This is a genomic window from Chelatococcus sp. KU-N122 (assembly GCF_055391085.1).
This window is the reverse complement of the sequence record NZ_AP043981.1, coordinates 822,612-839,708: the sequence shown is the minus strand read 5'-3', so window position 1 is coordinate 839,708 and position 17,097 is coordinate 822,612. Positions and strand designations below refer to the sequence as shown.

Annotated in this window: 17 protein-coding genes and 1 tRNA gene; 3 read left to right on the top strand and 15 right to left on the bottom strand. The window is 68.7% G+C overall.

What is annotated here, in order from left to right; genetic code table 11:
- Window positions 1-302 precede the first annotated feature (302 nt).
- The 7 genes from ptsN to ACZ5PO_RS03770 form a co-directional block, all read right to left on the bottom strand.
- Window positions 303-770 (bottom strand): PTS IIA-like nitrogen regulatory protein PtsN, encoded by a 468-nt coding sequence (gene ptsN / locus ACZ5PO_RS03800; RefSeq protein WP_464190423.1) that lies wholly within the window; start codon window positions 768-770, stop codon window positions 303-305.
- A gap of 154 nt (window positions 771-924) precedes the next feature.
- A complete protein-coding gene (gene hpf, locus ACZ5PO_RS03795; protein ID WP_464190421.1) occupies window positions 925-1,509 on the bottom strand; it encodes a ribosome hibernation-promoting factor, HPF/YfiA family in 585 nt (194 codons plus the stop codon).
- Between the two features lie 90 nt (window positions 1,510-1,599).
- Window positions 1,600-3,162, bottom strand: coding sequence for an RNA polymerase factor sigma-54 (gene rpoN / locus ACZ5PO_RS03790; protein ID WP_464190419.1), 1,563 nt, complete (start codon window positions 3,160-3,162; stop codon window positions 1,600-1,602).
- Between the two features lie 146 nt (window positions 3,163-3,308).
- On the bottom strand, window positions 3,309-4,103 hold the full coding sequence (gene lptB / locus ACZ5PO_RS03785; RefSeq protein ID WP_464196650.1) for an LPS export ABC transporter ATP-binding protein: 795 nt from the start codon (window positions 4,101-4,103) through the stop codon (window positions 3,309-3,311).
- 563 nt (window positions 4,104-4,666) lie between these two features.
- Entirely contained in the window at window positions 4,667-5,359 is a 693-nt protein-coding gene (locus ACZ5PO_RS03780) for an LptA/OstA family protein (RefSeq protein ID WP_464190417.1), read from the bottom strand.
- Window positions 5,356-6,111: an LPS export ABC transporter periplasmic protein LptC gene (lptC, locus tag ACZ5PO_RS03775; RefSeq protein ID WP_464190415.1), complete on the bottom strand. Its 756-nt coding sequence runs from the start codon at window positions 6,109-6,111 to the stop codon at window positions 5,356-5,358. The genes ACZ5PO_RS03780 and lptC overlap by 4 nt, the downstream gene beginning before the upstream one ends.
- Before the next feature lie 214 nt (window positions 6,112-6,325).
- Entirely contained in the window at window positions 6,326-6,940 is a 615-nt protein-coding gene (locus tag ACZ5PO_RS03770) for a ribonuclease D (protein ID WP_464190413.1), read from the bottom strand.
- A gap of 391 nt (window positions 6,941-7,331) precedes the next feature.
- Here ACZ5PO_RS03770 and ACZ5PO_RS03765 point away from each other — a divergent pair, with 391 nt between their 5' ends.
- On the top strand, window positions 7,332-8,408 hold the full coding sequence (locus tag ACZ5PO_RS03765; RefSeq protein ID WP_464190411.1) for an acyltransferase family protein: 1,077 nt from the start codon (window positions 7,332-7,334) through the stop codon (window positions 8,406-8,408).
- 144 nt (window positions 8,409-8,552) lie between these two features.
- Here ACZ5PO_RS03765 and ACZ5PO_RS03760 read toward each other — a convergent pair.
- From ACZ5PO_RS03760 to ACZ5PO_RS03750, 3 genes are all read right to left on the bottom strand, one after another.
- A tRNA-Leu gene (locus tag ACZ5PO_RS03760) sits at window positions 8,553-8,637 on the bottom strand.
- A 238-nt stretch (window positions 8,638-8,875) separates the two neighbouring features.
- Window positions 8,876-9,277, bottom strand: a complete 402-nt coding sequence (locus ACZ5PO_RS03755; RefSeq protein WP_464190409.1) for a hypothetical protein — start codon at window positions 9,275-9,277, stop codon at window positions 8,876-8,878.
- Between the two features lie 230 nt (window positions 9,278-9,507).
- Window positions 9,508-10,455 (bottom strand): AbrB family transcriptional regulator, encoded by a 948-nt coding sequence (locus tag ACZ5PO_RS03750; protein ID WP_464190407.1) that lies wholly within the window; start codon window positions 10,453-10,455, stop codon window positions 9,508-9,510.
- A 311-nt stretch (window positions 10,456-10,766) separates the two neighbouring features.
- On the opposite strand from ACZ5PO_RS03750, the gene ACZ5PO_RS03745 reads away from it, so the two are divergent.
- Window positions 10,767-11,180 carry an acyl-CoA thioesterase gene (locus ACZ5PO_RS03745; protein ID WP_464190405.1) on the top strand — a complete coding sequence of 138 codons (414 nt, stop codon included), beginning with the start codon at window positions 10,767-10,769 and terminating at the stop codon, window positions 11,178-11,180.
- Here ACZ5PO_RS03745 and mutT read toward each other — a convergent pair whose 3' ends face one another.
- The 5 genes from mutT to obgE form a co-directional block, all read right to left on the bottom strand.
- Complete coding sequence (gene mutT / locus ACZ5PO_RS03740; protein WP_464190403.1) at window positions 11,181-11,579, bottom strand: 8-oxo-dGTP diphosphatase MutT; 399 nt, start codon at window positions 11,577-11,579, stop codon at window positions 11,181-11,183.
- A 12-nt stretch (window positions 11,580-11,591) separates the two neighbouring features.
- Window positions 11,592-12,311 carry an SIMPL domain-containing protein gene (locus ACZ5PO_RS03735; protein WP_464190401.1) on the bottom strand — a complete coding sequence of 240 codons (720 nt, stop codon included), beginning with the start codon at window positions 12,309-12,311 and terminating at the stop codon, window positions 11,592-11,594.
- Window positions 12,308-13,549 (bottom strand): bifunctional glutamate N-acetyltransferase/amino-acid acetyltransferase ArgJ, encoded by a 1,242-nt coding sequence (gene argJ / locus ACZ5PO_RS03730; protein WP_464190399.1) that lies wholly within the window; start codon window positions 13,547-13,549, stop codon window positions 12,308-12,310. Before argJ ends, ACZ5PO_RS03735 begins: the two co-directional genes overlap by 4 nt.
- Window positions 13,550-13,657: 108 nt before the next feature.
- Window positions 13,658-14,680 (bottom strand): peptidylprolyl isomerase, encoded by a 1,023-nt coding sequence (locus ACZ5PO_RS03725; RefSeq protein WP_464190397.1) that lies wholly within the window; start codon window positions 14,678-14,680, stop codon window positions 13,658-13,660.
- A 178-nt stretch (window positions 14,681-14,858) separates the two neighbouring features.
- A complete protein-coding gene (gene obgE, locus ACZ5PO_RS03720) occupies window positions 14,859-15,893 on the bottom strand; it encodes a GTPase ObgE (protein WP_464190395.1) in 1,035 nt (344 codons plus the stop codon).
- 243 nt (window positions 15,894-16,136) lie between these two features.
- Between obgE and ACZ5PO_RS03715 the strand changes: the two genes are divergently transcribed.
- Window positions 16,137-17,066: a DMT family transporter gene (locus ACZ5PO_RS03715; protein ID WP_464190393.1), complete on the top strand. Its 930-nt coding sequence runs from the start codon at window positions 16,137-16,139 to the stop codon at window positions 17,064-17,066.
- Window positions 17,067-17,097 lie beyond the last annotated feature (31 nt).

The following is a 17,097-nucleotide window of genomic DNA, read 5'->3' as shown; positions in this document are numbered from 1 at the left end:
CGAACATGCCGTCGAGGGCGCACGCCGGGATGCCGGCCGGCGCCCGAGGTGCAGTTTCACTTTAGTCCTTTTCGAAGAAATGAGAGCGGATTTCCAGCCCCTGCCGGTCGGGACGGCCATGTGCGGAACTCGGCCGCCGCGGCGAATCAGCGCCGCAGTCTCACGCCGACGGTTCCGGTCCGACCGGGACAGGACTTGCGGACGGGGAGCCGCTCACGCGCGGCGCGGGATTGGCCTACGCGCTGCGCGGGCTCGGTTGACGCGTTGCGCGCGCTTGGCAAAAGCCGCGGCGGCCTTTCGTCTCAGGCGGCGTGGGACGAGGTGGCCGGCGCCGTGAGCAGGGCATAGAGCGCCGCCGGATCGCGCGTCGAGCGGATCTTGTCCAGCATCGACGTCTCCCTGAGCACGCGCGCCACCCGGGCGAGCGCCTTCAGGTGGTCGGCGCCGGCCGTCTCGGGCGCCAGCAGCAGGAAGATGATGTCGACAGGCTGACCGTCGAGCGCTTCGAAATCGATGGGCCGCTCCAGCCGCGCGAACAGGCCGACCAGACGGTCGAGCTTTCCCGGCTTGCCGTGCGGGATGGCGATGCCGTCGCCGATGCCGGTGGAGCCGAGGCGTTCACGCTGCAGCAGCGTTTCGAAGATCTCCCGCTCGTCGAGTCCGGTCAGCTTCGCCGCCTGCGCCGCCAGTTCCTGGAGGGCCTGCTTCTTGCCGTTGACGCGGAGGGCGGGGATGACCGCCTCGGGCGCCAGAAGATCCGTAAGGGGCATGTTGTCTCGCGCGCAGCAACGCTCGGGCAATTGCAGCTGCCCGACCGTCGGCATTCCGTCAGACCCCGGAACGCCGCGCCCTGGGCTGCCGGCGTTCCATCGTACTTTTAAGTGGAGCATGTCCCGCGATGATGTCGCTACGCGCCGGCCATGCTCAATTTTCACGGTCACTCATCGGTGGATCGATCCATCCGATGGTGCCGTCGTTGCGCCGATATACGACGTTCACGCGCGAAGTGCCAGCGTGGCGAAAGACGAGGATCGGCGCTCCCGTCAGGTCGAGCCGCACCACCGCCTCGCTCACCGACAGCGGGTACAACGGCTTGGACATTTCCGCGACGACGACCGGATGGAACGCCTCGTCGTCGATATCGTCGCCGGGCGCCTCGAAGACCGTGGCCGAAAAGCTGTCGAGATCGTCGACACCGTTGCCCGGGTGGCCGCCCGTCCGCCCCTTCAGGCGGCCATTGTAGCGGCGCAGCCGCTTCTCGATTCGCTCGGCCATCTGGTCGAAGCTCACGGTGGGATCATGAGCGGTGCCGGAGGCCTCCAGGGTCATGCCGGACGACAGATGGAGCCCGCAATCCGAGCGATAGCCGCTCCCGTCGCGCGTGATGGTGACATGGCCGGTGACGCTGCCATCGAAGTACTTTTCGATGGCCGCGTTGACCCGGGTCTCGATCTGGCCGCGCAGGGCTTCGCCGATGTCCATGTTCTTTCCAGACACGCGTAGCGTCATGCTGTCCTCCCCGTGCGCGTAAGCGCGTGCAGGTGCACGCGTTTTGCGTAAATGGCCGTCAGGAGAATCGTAGGAACGGGGGGACCTAAGTCAACGCGACGCCGCCGCCCCCGCGGCCTCCAGCTTCTCCCGGCGACGTTCGACGGAGGAGGGGATCCTGAGCGACTCCCGGTACTTGGCGACCGTGCGCCGGGCGATGTCGATGCCGTCGTCGCGCAGCTTGCGGACGATGGCGTCGTCGGAGAGGACGTCGGAGGCCCGTTCCGCCTCGATCATACGCCTGATGCGATGGCGCACCGCCTCGGCCGAATGGGCTTCGCCGCCCGGCGTCGAGGCGATCGACGCCGAGAAAAAATACTTCATCTCGAACGTGCCGCGGCTCGTGCCGATCGACTTGTTCGACGTCACCCGCGAGACCGTCGATTCGTGCATGCCGATGGCGTCGGCGATGGTCTTGAGGTTGAGCGGCCGCAGATAGGCCACACCCCGGGCAAAGAAGCCGTCTTGCTGCCGAACGATCTCGCTCGCGACCTTCAGAATCGTCTTCGCCCGCTGTTCGAGGCTGCGGGTGAGCCAATTGGCGCTCTGCAGCGAATCCGACAGGAAGGTCTTGTCCGTGTCGCTCTTCGCCGAGCGTGCCACCTTGGCATAGTAGACCTGGTTGACGAGGACCCGCGGCAGCGTGTCGGTGTTGAGCTCGATCAGCCAGCTGCCGTCGGGGGCGGCGCGCACGAAGACGTCCGGCACCAGGGTTTCGACCGGGGCGCCGCCGAAGATGCGCCCGGGCTTGGGGTCCAGCCGCTTGATCTCCGCCAGCATGTCGACCAGATCCTCGTCGTCGACGCCGCAGAGCCGCTTGAGCGCGGCAAGGTCGCGCTTGGCCACCAGATCGAGCCGTTCGAGCAGCGCCTGCATCGCCGGATCCAGCCGGTTCTGCTCCTTGAGCTGGAGGGCGAGGCATTCGGCCAGCGTGCGGGCGCCGACGCCGGCGGGCTCGAGCCCCTGCACCAGCTCGAGCACCGTTTCCGCCGCGGCCAACGGAATCGACAAGCGCTCGGCGATGACCGCCAGATCTTCGTCGAGGTAGCCCGCTTCGTCGATGGCATCGATCAGGAAGCTGCCGATCAGGCGCTGCCGCTGGTCGGTGGTGACGAGCTCGAGCTGACGCATCAGATGGGTATGCAAATCCACCTCGGCCGACAGGGTGGCCATGGTGTCGCCGCCGCCGTCCTCGAAGCTGCCGCCGCCCTGGGCGCCGCTCCACAGGGTGGACGACACCGACAGGCCGTCCTCCGCCGCGCCACCCGCGGTCGCGGCGCGTGCCGGGCCTTCGTCATCGAAGACGTTCTCCAGCCCGGTGCCGAGCTTGGCTTCCATGCTGTCGCGGCTGACCTCGAGGTCCTGGGAGTACCAGCTCTCGGCGGCCTCGGAGGTGGCCGCCGCCTCGGCCGCCTGCGGCTCCGTCCCCGGCAGGGCCTCGGCCGGGGCTTCCGCGTCGTTCCGCTCCAGAAACGGATTGCGTTCCAGCTCCGCATCGACGTAGGAGGCGAGCTCCAGGTGCGACAGCTGCAGCAGCTTGATTGCCTGCAGCAGCTGCGGCGTCATGACCAGGCTCTGGGCCTGGCGGACCTCCATGCGGTGCGAAAGCGCCATACTCTTGAACCCACGCCCCAGGGGTCTGTGCTACTCGGCACAGGTCTTGCTTGTCCCCCGGTTTGGTGTTGTAGCCCCCTTTGTGCGTTGCGTCAAAGCATTGGGGCTGGACGGACCGATCTTTGCACGGCGCGGCGCGCGGGCCCTTAAAGGCGGAAGTCCTCGCCCAGGTAGAGGCGCCGGACATCCGGATTGGCGATCACATCCTCGGCGCGGCCCTCCATCAGCACCTGGCCGGAATGGATGATGTAGGCGCGGTCCACGAGGCCCAGCGTTTCGCGGACGTTATGGTCGGTAATGAGCACGCCGATGCCGCGTCGGGTCAACTGGCGGACGAGATCCTGGATGTCGCCGACGGCGATCGGATCGATGCCCGCGAAGGGTTCGTCCAGCAGCATGAACGACGGCCGGCCGGCGAGCGCCCGCGCGATCTCGCAACGCCGCCGCTCGCCGCCGGACAAGGCGATCGACGGCGCCTTGCGCAACCGCGCGATATGGAACTCCTCCAGCAACTGGTCGAGCTCACGCTCGCGCGCGGCACGGTCGGGCTGTGTCACCTCCAGCACCGCGCGGATGTTGTCCTCGACGTTGAGGCCGCGGAAGATCGACGCTTCCTGGGGTAGATAGCCGATGCCCAGGCGCGCGCGCCGGTACATGGGCAGGCGGGTGATGTCGTGGCCGTCCAGGCTGATGACGCCGCGATCGGCGGCCACCAGCCCGGTGATCATGTAGAAGATCGTCGTCTTGCCCGCGCCGTTGGGGCCGAGGAGGCCCACCGCCTCGCCGTTGCGAACGTTGAGGGCGGCGTCCTTGACCACCGTCCGGCCGCCATAGCTCTTCTGCAGCCCCCGCACGGCGAGCACGCCGGTGGCGCCGAAGCTCACGGGCTCCGGCGGCAGGTCTCCGACGAGCACGGAGGGATCGGGCCCGGCAGCTGCCAGTGTGGCGGGCGACGGGCGGCGGGCGGGCAGCCGTCGCTGCACCTCCTGCGCCAGCCGCGCGAGCAGGGGCCGTCGCTTCGGCTCCTGGTAAGCCGGCGCGCGCGCGTATGCCGCAGCTGCGTCGTCCCCGGGATCGTCGTCCACGTCGGGGATATAGTCGACATCCGGGCCGTATTGGTCGTCGGCGACGACGTCGCGTCGCAACTGGCGGGCCTGCCGCCTGGACGTGAGTTGGCTCTTCACCTGGGCCGTGCTCGCGTTATGCCTTCCGCCCCCACCCCAGCTTCGAGATGCTGCTTAGACGACTGCCATCGGGCCTGCAACAGGAGCCGTCGCCGGGTCCGGGCTGCCCTGTCCGATGCTCCGGAGCGGTGGACGCCTCGATGCGCTCGGAACTGCCGCACCATTCTTTGCCTTGGTATCGGTGTCACCCCAAAGCGGGGCCTACGTCGGGGCGATGCCATAGAGCGGGATGATTTTTCTTCGAATCATCATCCCGCTCCACGTCGTTCTCTGAGCATGATCTTTTCCAAAAACCGGCGTCCACTTTTTGGGATCATGCTCTAGTTGGTCGCAGCGCTCTTCCCGTCGGGCTTCTTCGCCTTGGGCTGGCCCGGCTGTTGATCGCTGCCGGGCACCAGCAACGCCTTCACGCGCTCCCCCGGCTTGTTGACGACCGTTGCCTGGCTGGTGTTCAGGTCGTAGACGACGCTGTCGCCGGTGGTGACGTTCGGCCCCTGGCTCAGCTTGGCGTTGCCGTTGAGAACGACCTTGTTGGCCGCCTTGTCGTAGCTGGCGCTGTCGGCAGTGGCGATCTGGTCCTTGGAGATGACCGTCACCGGGCCGGCGCAATCGAGCCTGCGAACGCCGTTGTCGGCGCCGCCGGCCGCCGGCTTCGGGGCAGCGGCCGCGGGCTTGGGGGCGGGTGCGGCGGCCGGCTTGCCGCCCTGCTGGGATGCGGCGCTTTGCTCGTAGAACACCGTCAAGGTGGAGCAGCGCATGGTGGTCTCGCCCTGCACGGCGACGACGTTGCCGGAAAAGACCGCCTTCTTATCTTTGTCGAAGACGTCGAGCCGATCGGAATCGATCTTGATCGGCTCCTTGCTGCTGTTGCCGAGGCCGCCCAAGCCGCCGAGCGGCGAACCGGAGCTCGTTCCGGCCTTGGCGGGCTTGCTGGTGGCTTGTGCCAGGGCGGCTCCGCCGGGCAGGGCCAGGGCGGCGGCGACGGCCAGGACGGCGAGGGAACGCATGGTCATCTCGCCTCTCCTGCCGCAGCGGCACTGGCCGCCGGCTCGTGGCCGCCGGGCTTGCGGTCCTTCGGCTTGTCCGCATCATTCATGAACAGCACTGTGCGGACCTGGCCCTCGAAAGCGATGCGCTTGCCGTTGTCGCGCAGATCCATGGAGTTGGCGTCGACGGTGCTGCCGTCGGCCAGGGTGATCTTGATCGGCTCGTGGGTGACGACGCCGCCACCTTTGAAGTCGACCTGAGCGGAGCTGAGCAGGGCGTGATAGCCGGAATCGGTCTTCACCTTGATGGCGCCCGCCAGCTTCAACTGCTCCGCCTTCATGTCGTAGATGCCCGTCTCGGCCTCCAGATGGGCGGCGCTGTCGCTGTCCATGCCGAGCCGCGCCGTGATCTGCTGCAGCTCGACGACGTTGGGCTTGCGCACGTCCTGGGCGGCGGCGACGGCCGTGACCTCGTAGGGCTTGTTGTCCTTGCGGAAGCCCGTGAGCTTGGGCTGCTCCATCGTCACCTTGGTCCCCGTCATGGAGATCGGCCCCATGCTGATTCCCTTCAGCCCACCGAAGGGATTGAAGAAGCTGATGAGGATCAGCAGCGCCACGGCGACGGCGGAGCCGATCGGAATGATCCGCCGAAGCAGACGCACGTATCCCGAATGATGCGCGGCCGCCGTATAGGCATCCGGCCTGCCTCGGCCGCCGCCGGCGCTGCGCGGCGGCTCCCATGCGGGATCGCTATCCGGGGCCCACGTGCTCTCGCTCATCTGCCGTTCCGCATCTCCATCGGCGCTGCCGCGCGTTCGCCCGCCCCGGCGATCTTACATGCTACCGAGCAATTTTGAATGCCCCCAATCTGCGGTCGCGACGGGGCATTCTACGGCGCGCTGGTGAATCAATGGTAGCCGCACGCGCCGTGCCGCGACGGCCCGCCTGCAGATAGGGGCGGTCGAGCCGAATGCAATGCCGGCGGCAGCCGGCTCAGCTGTGGGCGAAAATGTCCTGCTCCTGCCAGCCCAGCAGGTCGAGCTCGGCGCGGGCGGGAAGGAACGTGAAGCAGGCTTCGGCCAGGGCCGTGCGGCCCTCGCGGGCCAGCATCTCGTCAAGCCTGGCCTTGAGCGCATGCAGATGCAGGACGTCGGAGGCAGCGTACGCCACCTGCGCCTCGCTCAGCTGGTCGGCGCCCCAGTCGGAGGACTGCTGCTGCTTTGACAGGTCGATGCCCAGCAGCTCGCGGGTCAGGTCCTTCAAGCCATGCCGGTCGGTGTAGGTGCGGGTCAGGCGCGACGCGATCTTGGTGCAATACACCGGTGTCGCCATGAGGCCGAAGGCGTGGCGCAGGACGCCGAGGTCGAAGCGGGCATAGTGGAAGATCTTCAGCACGCCGGGATCGGCCAGCAGGCGCAGCAGGTTGTCCGGGGGCGGCGCGCCGCGCAGGATCTGCACCACCTCGGCATTACCGTCGCCGCCCGACAGCTGCACGACGCACAGCCGGTCACGCAGGGGATTGAGGCCGAGGGTCTCGGTGTCGATGGCGACCGAGGCGCCGAACGAGATGTCGGGCGGCAGGTCGCCGCGGTGAAGACGAATCGTCATGAGGCTGCTTCGCTCAGGCTGAGGGCGCGCCATGCGCCCGCTTTCCGTCGCTTGCACGATTCCGGCGCCGGTGCAAACCGCTTCGTGGGAAGCGCCTGGTGCAGGCCCGGCGAGGCAGCTTTCTCCCGCCTGATGCCGTAGGGGACGGCAAGAAATTTTCGGATACGGTTGACCTTAGAATAGTAGCGGGGACAAATGGCCGCCGGCCAATTGCGTATAGGTCAGATGTTCGAAGCGATAACTTGACCATATAACTTTAAGTTGATGGCGGCCTGATGGCCGGGCGCGCGCGAGCTGAGGCCGGCGACGCGACGATGCTGGCACGCGGCCCGCGCCCCGAACAGGTGGCGTGCCGCCCGCCGTGGCGATCAGAAGACAGGGGGGCGCCTGATTGGCTCCACGTGACAACAATTTCGAGCTGCTGCGCTTGTTCGGCGCGGCGCTCGTCGTCTACGGGCACGGCTTCATCCTGGCCGGGGCGCCGGTGCCGGGCTTTGCGGTCAACGCCGTCTCGACGATCGGCGTCAAGATCTTCTTCTCGATCAGCGGCTACCTGATTTCGCTGAGCTGGCTGCGGGATCCGAACCTGGCCCGCTACCTGGAGCGGCGGGCGCTGCGCATCTTTCCGGCCCTGATCGCCGTCGTCGTCCTGTCCGTCTTCCTCCTCGGCCCGGCGCTCACTCCGTTGCCCCTGGCCGACTACTTCCGGCACCCCTTCACCTGGGGCTATTTCAACAACATACTGCTTTATATCAATTTTTCCCTGCCGGGGCTGTTTGCGGCCAACGCCTACCCCAACGTCGTCAACGGCAACCTGTGGAGCCTGCCGGTCGAATTCGCCATGTACCTGGTCGCGCCGCTGCTGCTGCTCGCCGTCGGCCGGCGGCCGCGGGCGCTCGCCGCGGTCGCGGTGGCGTTTGCGCTCTTCGCCGTCTGGCGCGTCCGCGTGTCGCCGCCGGACGCCGTCTGGGTGGTGTATGCCACCAACGCGATCAACGCGCTCGGCCTGATGCCCTACTTCATCGTCGGCATGGCCATCGCCGTCCTGGGCGAGCGGATCCTCAACATCTACGCCGGCTTCGCCATGCTGATGGCGCTCGCGACGCTGGAGACCAGCGCGCCGGTCAAGGAACTGCTGCTGATCGTCGTGCTGCCGTACGCCACGCTGGCGTTCGGCGCCGGCCCGCGGCTGTCTATCCTGCCGAAGGGATTGGACATCTCCTACGGCATCTTCCTCTACAGCTTCCCGATCCAGCAGACGATCGGCCTGCTGTCCGGCAACGGCGTCGGGCCATGGACCATGGTCCTGCTCTCGCTGGTGCTGGCCACGGTGCCGGCGACGTTGTCGTGGTACCTCGTCGAGCAGCCCTGCCTGCGGTTCAAGCCGGGCCGGGCGCGTCGCCGCTCTCCGGCGATGGCATCGCCGGCCGCCTCGCCGATGGCATCAGCTCCGCCGCTGGCGGAATAGCTCCTGCGGCTTCTGCGTGCGCCGATTCGGGCGGCGGCCGAAGCCGGCCTCGCTCGACGGCAGCTGACTTAGATGGGATAGCCTCGGATGGGATAGGGAACGGTCAACGAGCCGTTCAGCGGATAAGGCACTGGTAGGGTGCCGTGGTGCCCAGGAAAGGACTCGAACCTTCACCTCTTGCAAGACTGGTACCTGAAACCAGCGCGTCTACCAATTCCGCCACCTGGGCCTGCGTGCAAGCAGGGGGCCCGTTTAAGGGCGCCTCCCCCTCCTGTCAACGGCTATTCTCGCAAAGCCTGTCGCCAACAACAGGCCGTTTCAAACGCAGAGCGCCCGCTCCGGGCCGGGGGCAGGCGCTTGAAGGGTTTGCGGCATACAGCTCAGCTGGTACGGCCGCGCCTGCACGCGTTGGCGCCGCCGTCCTTGCTGGCCGCCGGCTGACGAAGCTCCGGCGGATTGCGGATCGCTCAGTAGCAGACGCGAACGTTCTGGACGTACACCCTGCCCCACTGATCGACCACCTGCCGTGGCTGCCAGGCGCAACCGCCGTAGCCACCATAGCCGCCATAATAGCCGGGATAGGCACCGGCCGCCACGGCGCCGAGCGCCAGGCCGGCCGCCACGCCGCCAGCGGCATAGCCCCAGCCGCCACGGCGGTAGCCGCCATAATATCTGCCGTAACCGCCGCGCCAGGCGCCGTAGCGCGGGCCGCCGCGCCAGCCGCCGCCATGCCAGCCACCGCCGTGCCAGCCACCACCGCGCCAGCCAGGCCGGGCTTCGGCTGCGGTCGGGGCGGCGATGGTGCCGAGCGCCAGGGTGCCAGCGGCCAGCGCGGCACCCAGGGTCAACTTCAGGGTCGAGAATGTCATCTGTTCCACTCCGTGGATCGCCTTGTTTGACAACGCGAGCATGACCTGATGGTTCGCTCCAAATCCGGCCGAAACGCGACCACGACCGAACCGTGGCATGGCCGGAGCGAAGATTTCGGTGCTGTGGCGCACCACTTGAGCGTGACGGCGCCTGTCGGGTCGAATCACCCGGCCGAGGAGCGCTTCGGATGAAGATCTTTCAACCCGCGCGCGCCTGCGCCCGGCCGCGATCAGGCCGCCTGGTCCGAAGCTGCCGGCCGGCTCAGCCGGGAGATGAGCCGCGCCAGCGGCGGCCCGGTGACGATCACGGCGAGCAGCCGCAGGGTCTGGGCCGCCAGCACCAGCGGCACGTCGGCATGGGTGCCGACGGCGATGATCGCGACGGCGTCGAGCCCGCCCGGGGTCGTCGCCAGGAACGCGGTGAGCGGGTCCGTCCCGAGCACGAGGTTGAGCACGACGGCGGAGCCGCCGCAGAGGGCGATGAGGGCGAAGGTGGCGACCAGCAGCTGTGGCATGGCGCGGATGGCGTGGAGCAGCACCTTGGGGGTGAAACGCAGGCCGATGTACCAGCCGATGGCCGTGTAGGCGCAAGCCAGGATGGGCTGCGGCAGCGTCAGCGGCACGAGATCGGCGATATGCAGTGCCGCGCCGACGACCAGCGGCACCAGCATGCCGCCGGCGGGAATGCGCGCCTTGGCGCCGATGAAGGCGCCGAGCCAGGCGATGAGCAGGGTGACGGCGACGGGCCCGATCTGGGCCGTCCAGGCAGCCGTGTCATGGGGATGCGCCGGCGGCAGCGGCTCGTCGCCGAGCAGCAGCCGCGACACGAACGAGGCGGTGAACACGACGCAGACGACGCGCAGATATTGCATGAAGGCGACCAGCCGGGCATCGGCGCCGAACGCCTCGCCCATGGCGACCATGGCGGACGCGGCGCCGGGAGCCGAGCCCCAGGCGGCGGTCGTGCCCGGCAACGTGCCGAGCCAGGTCAAGGCGGCGCCGACCAGGCCGCTGGCAATGACCGTGACCAGCACGACCAGCGCCATGGCCGGCCAGTCCTTGGCGATCGACAGCAGGATCGATGCGGTGATGGCGCGCGCCACCAGGCAGCCGACGATGCCCTGTGCGGCGATGAACGCCGGGCGCGGCAGCGACAATTGGGCGCCGGCGACGGCCACGCAGATGGCCCCAGCAGCGGCCCGAGCAGCAGGGCCGCGGGAAACTGCGCCGCGTGCAGGACGAGGCCGAAACCGCCCGACGCAAGGACGAGCACTGCCCATTGCAGTGTCTTGGGCCAGGAGCGCACGGCGACCGATCAGCCCGCCGCAGCGACGTTATGGGGAGAAATGGACGGAGCCGCCGGTCGCGGCGTATCGGCGAGTGTCAAGATCGGCAGCCTTCGGCCCATTGTCGAAACCAATGAAATCGCGCATGTAGCCCGGCCGATATCACGACCGGGTCCATTTGTATGTCCGAGCGCCAGACGAGATTGACCCGCACCGACTTTCGCCTGTTCCGGCCGATCCAGACCCGTTGGCTCGACAATGACGCATACGGCCACGTCAACAACTCGGTCTACTATCACTATTTCGACACCGCGGTGAACGCCTACCTGATCGAGAACGGCCTGCTGTCGGTGACCGGCGACGGGCCGATCGGCCTCGTCGTCGAGACGGCCTGCGTCTTCTTCGAGAGCGTCGCCTATCCCGAGCACCTGGACGCGGGCTTGCGCATCACGCAGCTCGGGACGTCGTCGGTGCGCTATTCGCTCGGCATTTTCCGGCAGGGGGACGACAAGCCCGCCGCGCAGGGCCGCTTCGTGCACGTCTACGTCGATCGCGAGAGCCGTCGCCCCGTGCCGATCCCGGATGCGTCGCGCGCGGTGCTCGAGCGGCTGCTCTGATCAGCTCAGATCGATGAGGTGGGCGATCAGCGGCTCATCGGCCGGCGGCATCGGGTAGTCGCGCAGCTTGCCAGGCTTCACCCATTTGAGGTTCTGCCCCTCGCGCGCCGTCGCCGTGCCCTCCCAGCGGCGGCACACGTAGAGCGGCATCAGCAGATGAAACTGCTCGTACGCGTGGCTGGCGAAGGTCAAGGGGGCCAGGCACGGCTCCTTGACGGTGATGCCGAGCTCCTCGCGGAGCTCGCGGATCAGCGCCTGTTCCGGGCTCTCGGGCGCTTCGAGCTTGCCCCCCGGGAACTCCCATAGGCCGGCCATCGCCTTGCCCTCGGGCCGCTGTGCGATCAGGACGCGCCCGTCGGCATCGATCAGGGCGCAGGCGACGACGAGGAGCAGCTTCATGGCGGCGTCACGTTATTGCAGCGACCAGACGGTCTCCACATCGGCAGCGATGGTGAGGGCCCCGGCCTCGATCGGCACCGCCGCCTTCGCCCCCCGCATCATGCCGAATTCGGGGGTCGGGTAGCCGCCGCGCGGCGGATAGGTGATCGAGACGACCGGGCCGACGCCGGCACCCGCCGCCTCGGCCAGCCGGCTGGCGGTCCTGCGCGCGTCGGCCACCGCCTCGACGCGCAGCTCCTCGACGATCCTGTCGCGATTGGCGACGTCGAAGCTCAGGCCGCCGATCCGGTTCGCCCCGTCGCCGACGACGTCGCTCAGCAGGCTGCCGAGCTTGCCGAGGTCGCGCACGCGCACGGTCACGGTGTTGGTGGCGATGAAGCCGTCGGGCTCCTGCGACACCATCCCCGAAGGATCCCGCTTGTTGCGCATGTTCTCGGAGAGATTGACGGTGCTGGTCTGGATGTCCTTGGGCTCGATGCCGGCGCGCTTGGCCACGTCGATGATCTTCTGCGCGTCGGCGGCGTTGGCTGCCAGCGCATCGCCCGCCTTGGGCGCCCGCGACGTCACGCCGAGCGACAGGCTCGCCACGTCGGGCACGACCTCGCGCGCGGCGTGGCCCTGGACGCGAATGACGCGATGCTCGCGCCGCGCCGGCTCCTGCGCGAGGGCCACGCCGGCTGCCGACAGCAAGCCGGCGAGCGCCAGCGTCGGCGCGAGAACGGACCTGATCATGAGCGGTAGTCTCCGTTGATGGTGACGTACTCTTTGGTCAGGTCGCATGTCCAAACCGTGGCCGAAGCGCGGCCGAGGCCGAGCTCGACGGTGATCGCGATCTCATCGCCGCGCATGTAGGCCGTCGTCTGCTCCTCGCTGTAGTCGGGGTCCCGCGCCCCCTGGCTGGCGACGCGAATGTCGCCGAAATAGATGGCCAGCTTGTCGCGGTCGGCCGGCTCGCCGGCCTTGCCGACGGCCATGACGACACGGCCCCAGTTGGCGTCCTCGCCGGCCACGGCGGTCTTCACCAGGGGCGAGTTGGCGATGGAGAAGGCGATGCGACGCGCCGAGCGCTCGGTGCCGGCGCCCTTGACGGTGACGGCGATGAACTTGCGGGCGCCTTCGCCGTCACGGGCGACCTGCTGGGCGAGGTCCAGCAGCAGGTCGTCCAGGGCAGCCCGGAACGGCGCCAGGCGCCGGTCGCCGGCGGTGCCGATGAGCGGTGCGCCCTGCGCCGCGGCGGCGCCGGTCGCAAACAGCAGCAGCGTGTCCGAGGTCGAGGTGTCGCCGTCGACGGTGACGCAATTGAACGACCGGTCCGTCCCCTTCTTCAGCAGCGACTGGAGCACGGGGGAGCTGATCGGCGCATCGGTGGCCACGAAGGACAGCATCGTCGCCATGTCGGGGGCGATCATGCCGGCGCCCTTGGCCATGCCGTTGATGACGACGTCGACGCCGCCCAGCGAGACCGTGCGGGTCGCCACCTTGGGAAAGGTGTCCGTGGTCATGATCGCCTTGGCCGCGTCGGTCCAGTGGTCGCCCGTCGCCCGTTGCGCGCAGGTGTCGAGCACGCCCTCGAACTTGTCCGCGTCCAGCGGCTCGCCGATGACGCCGGTGGACGCCAGGAACACCTGGCCTGGCCGGCAGGCGGCGGCCTTGGCCGCGAGCTTGGCCGTCAGCTCCACGGCCTTGCGCCCTTTCAGCCCGGTGAAGGCGTTGGCGTTGCCGGAATTGACCACGAGCGCCCGCGCCTCGCCGCCCGGCAGCTTGGCCCGGCACCAATCGACCGCCGCCGACGGGCATTTGGAGCGCGTCAACACGCCGGCGACGCTGGTGCCCCGGTCGAACAGCGCCAGCAGAACGTCGGTGCGCCCGGCATAGCGGATGCCGGCCGCCGCGGTGGCGAAGCGCACGCCTGCCACCGGCGGCATGGCGGGAATGGTCTTGGGGGCCAGGGGGGACACGCTTGGCGGCATGAGGCACTCCTTCGCCGCTGCGGCGGACGCCGCGACGGTCCTCTATGTGCTTGACGAATGTCGACCGTGAGCCCGGGGTGCGATCGGCCCGCAGCTCCGCGGGAGATGTTACTTTGGTGCGGGCGCGGGCGGGGCGGGCTCCGGTCCGTCCGCCTTGCCGCCGCGCTTGGCGGGGTCGGGCTTGACGGAGTCGGGCTTGGCGGAGTCGGCCTTGGGCAGCGCATCGAGGCGCTCGATCGTCGCCTTGGCGCGCAAGGTCAGGATCAGATCCTGCTGCGCCTTGCGCGAGACGTAGGCTTCCACTTCGTTCTTGACGTCGTCGAAGGTCGGCACCGGCTTGGTGCGGCGCTCCTCCACCTCGATGACGTGCCAGCCGAACGGGCTCTTGACCGGTTCGGAGACATCCCCCGGCTTCAGCTTGAAGGCCACCTCGGCAAACTCAGGCACCATCTGGTCTTTGGTGAACCAGCCGAGCTCGCCGCCGTCCTTGGCCGACCCCGGGTCCTTGGACAGCTCGGCGGCGACCTTCTTGAAGTCCTCGCCCGCCTTGATCTTGGCATAGGCCTGCTTGGCCAGGTCCTCGCTGTCCACCAGGATGTGGCGGGCTCGCACCTCTTCCTGCGGCTTCACGTCCTTGACGGTCTGCTCGTACATCTTGCGGGCCGCTTCCGGCGTCGCCGCCTTCTTGGCCTCCTGCGCCAGGTAGTCGTCGAGCAGCAGCTTGTTCCTGTTGTAGGCGAGCTTGCGGGCGAAGTCGGGGGTGTCGCCGACCTTGGCCGCGGCCGCGGCTTGAGAGCCGATGGTGAGGTCGATCAGATAGCTCAGCAGATAGTCGCGCTTCTGCTCCTCGGGGACGCGGGGCAGCCGGTCCGCCATATCCTCGGCGGCGATGTCGAGATCGCGCTGGGTGATCGGCGCGCCATTGACGCGCGCCAGCACCTTGTCCGGGTCAGCGGCCGCCTTGGTCTGAGGCGGCTGGCCGGCCTGAGGGGCCGCTGCCGCCTTGTCCGGCGTCGCCGCGGCAGGGGGCTTGGCGGGGGGCTGCTGAGCGGCCGGGCGGTGCGCCAGGCCCATAACCGCGGCCAGCGCCAGACACGAGAGCAAGGCTGCGCGGTAGCCGGGGTTCATCATGCAACATCTCGTCGATCAGGCGAGCCCACGGGCGCTCGCCGGGGCATGAGTGGCCGAACGCGCAGCGCTTGGCAAGCGCCACGATCGCCCGCCGAGCATCTCCGCCAACCGCAGTGGCTCCCTGCCACACGGGCTTGCCGCCCGCCCGGCCGCCGGATGCGCCGGTCGGCGGTGATCGTCACGGCTTCCAGGCGTCCGCCGGCTCGGTCTCGTCGGCGTCCCGGCGCGCGTCGCCGATGACCTGCAGCAGGCGCCGCAGCGCGGCGTCGACCCCCTCGCGCGAGGCCGACGACAGCAGCAGCGGCGGCTGGCCGGCGGCGGCCTCGAGCTGTGCGCAGCGCTCGTCCCTGGCCGCCTGGTCGAGGGCGTCGATCTTGGACAGGGCGACGATCTCGGGCTTCTCGGCCAGGCCGGCGCCGTAGGCGACGAGCTCGGCGCGGACGGTCTCGTAGGCGGATGCCACATCCTCGGCCGTACCATCGACGAGGTGCAGCAGCACGCGGCAGCGTTCGATGTGGCCGAGAAAGCGATCGCCCAACCCGAGGCCCTCGTGGGCTCCCTCGATCAGGCCGGGGATGTCGGCCAACACGAATTCGCGACCGGCGACGGCGACGACACCGAGCCCGGGGTGCAGCGTCGTGAACGGATAATCGGCGATCTTCGGCTTCGCCGCCGTGACGGTGGCGAGGAAGGTGGACTTGCCTGCGTTCGGCAGGCCGACCAGGCCGGCATCGGCGATGAGCTTCAGCCTGAGCCAGATCCACATGTCCTGGCCGGCGAGACCCGGATTGGCGCGGCGCGGCGCCTGGTTGGTCGAGGTCTTGAAGTGCGCGTTGCCGAAGCCGCCGTTGCCGCCCGCGGCCAGGCGCACACGCTCCCCCACGGACGTGAGGTCGGCGAGCAGGGTCTCGCCATCCTCGGCCAGCACCTCGGTCCCCGCCGGAACCTTGAGGACGACGTCGTCGCCCTTGCCGCCGGCGCGGTTGCGGCCCATGCCGTGCGTGCCGGGCCGGGCCTTGAAGTGCTGCTGGTAGCGGTAGTCGATCAGCGTGTTGAGCCCCTCCACGCACTCGACCCACACATCGCCGCCACGGCCACCGTCGCCGCCGTCCGGGCCGCCGAACTCGATGAACTTTTCCCGGCGGAACGAGACGCAGCCGGCGCCGCCGTCGCCGGAGCGGACATAGATCTTGGCCTGATCGAGGAATTTCATGACATTTCGTAAGTCTGCGGCAAAGCGCGTGCAAAGTGCCCCGCAGCGGCGAAGGGCGGCGAGGCTGGGATATTGTCCACAATCGTGCGGCTTGCTAGAGCGCTTCCTGGGCTGGTGGGCGACACCGGCCCGGGAAGAAGCGTCCCAAGCTCGAACCTGGACCTTGGTCCGATCGGATGTGCCATCCGGCCGGCACATGTGCCCAGTCTCGCGATCCTGCAAGCCTCATAATCCAGAAAAGCCATGGCAGTCCAATCGCCCGCGTCGACGTCCACTGCCGCCTCGCGGCGCTCAGGCCACGGCACCGGCATCCTGTTCATGCTGGCCGGCGTGTTCCTGTTCGCCATCAACGACGTGGCGGCGAAATGGCTGCTGGGCAGCTATGGCATCGGCCAGGTGATCCTGATCCGGACCTTCGTGGCCATGGCCATCCTTGCGCCGCCGCTCGTCCGCGGCGGCCTGGCGCCATGGCGGTCGGCGCCGAAGCCCGGCCTGCAGGTCGTGCGGGCGCTGTTCTCCACGCTCGAGATCGTCCTGTTCTACGCCGCCGTGATCTATCTGCCGGTGGCGGACGCAGTGACCTTCTATCTGGCGAGCCCGATCTACGTCACCATCCTGGCCGCCCTGCTGCTGGGCGAGAGAGGCGATCTCCTGCGCTGGCTCGCCGTCGCGGCGGGCTTCGTCGGCGTCGTGATCGCCATGGAGCCATCCCGCGCCAGCATCAGCTGGCCCGCGATCATCGTCATCCTGGGCAGCCTGATCTTCTCCGGCGTGATGATCCTGACCCGCTACCTGCGCGGTACGCCCGACCTGGTGCTGGTCACCGGCACGAACATCGGCCTGCTCCTCGCCGGCGCGCTGGCGCTGCCGTTCGGCGGCTGGGTCACGCCGCCGCCGGGCGACCTCCTGCTGCTCGGCGGCGTCGGCATCATCGCGCTCGCCGCGCACATGAGCGTCAACCGCTCGCTCAAGATCGCGCCGGCGTCCACGGTGGTGCCGTACCAGTACCTCCTCATCGTCTGGGCGGTGATCTTCGGCTACCTGGTGTTCGGCGATCCGCCGCGCCTGGCGACGCTGGCCGGCGCCGTCCTGATCATTGCCGCCGGGCTCGTGATCTTCGTGCGTGAGCAGCAGATCGACGGCCGCGAGGAGGCCCTGCCGCCGCCTCCGTGAGCGGCTCCAGGACCAGCGTCCACTTTTGGGC